1 protein-coding gene is annotated in these 682 nt (G+C 70.1%); it reads right to left on the bottom strand.

Annotation, left to right across the window (positions count from 1 at the left end; all coding sequences use genetic code 11):
* Window positions 1-682, bottom strand: a 682-nt coding sequence (locus C7G61_RS43010) for a non-ribosomal peptide synthetase (protein WP_145963841.1), incomplete at both ends; no start/stop codon positions are given.

Raw genomic sequence — 682 nt, 5'->3', positions numbered from 1 at the left:
CAGCCGGCTCAAGAGCTGCACCGCCAGGAGCGAGTGGCCGCCGAGTTCGAAGAAGTGGTCGTGGCGTCCGACCCGCTCGACCCCGAGAAGCTCCGCCCAGATCTCTGCCAGCGCCGTCTCGATCGCGCCGCGCGGCGCCGCATAGGCCGCCCGCGCATAGGCATCGTCGGCCGGCGCCGGCAGTGCCTTGCGGTCGAGCTTGCCGTTCACCGTCAGCGGCAGCCCCGATAGCCGCACGAACGCCGCCGGCACCATGTAGTCCGGCAGCCGCGCACTTAAGTGCGCCCGCAAGGCGCCGGCCAGCCCGCCTCCATCGTCCTCGTCCGAGCCAGCCTCGTCCGAGCCCACCACATAGGCGACAAGGTGCTTGTCGCCGGACCGGTCCTGGCGCGCCACCACAACCGCATCGCGCACCCAGGCGTGCTCGCAAAGCCGCGCGGCGATCTCGCCCGGCTCGATGCGGAAGCCGCGGATCTTCACCTGGTCGTCATTGCGGCCCAGAAACTCCAGATTGCCGTCCGGCAGATAGCGCGCCAGGTCGCCGGTCCGGTACAGCCGATCGCCGTCCACAAAGGGACTGGCGATGAACCGCTCCGCCGTCAGCTCGGCACGGTTCAGATAGCCACGCGCAACCCCCGCCCCGCCTATGTAAAGCTCACCCACCGTCCCCAACGGCACAGGC

The sequence above is a fragment of the Bradyrhizobium algeriense genome (genome assembly GCF_003062295.1).
GTDB lineage: Bacteria > Pseudomonadota > Alphaproteobacteria > Rhizobiales > Xanthobacteraceae > Bradyrhizobium > Bradyrhizobium algeriense.
Note: the sequence above shows the minus strand (reverse complement) of the source record. Positions and strands in the feature narration are given on the sequence as shown.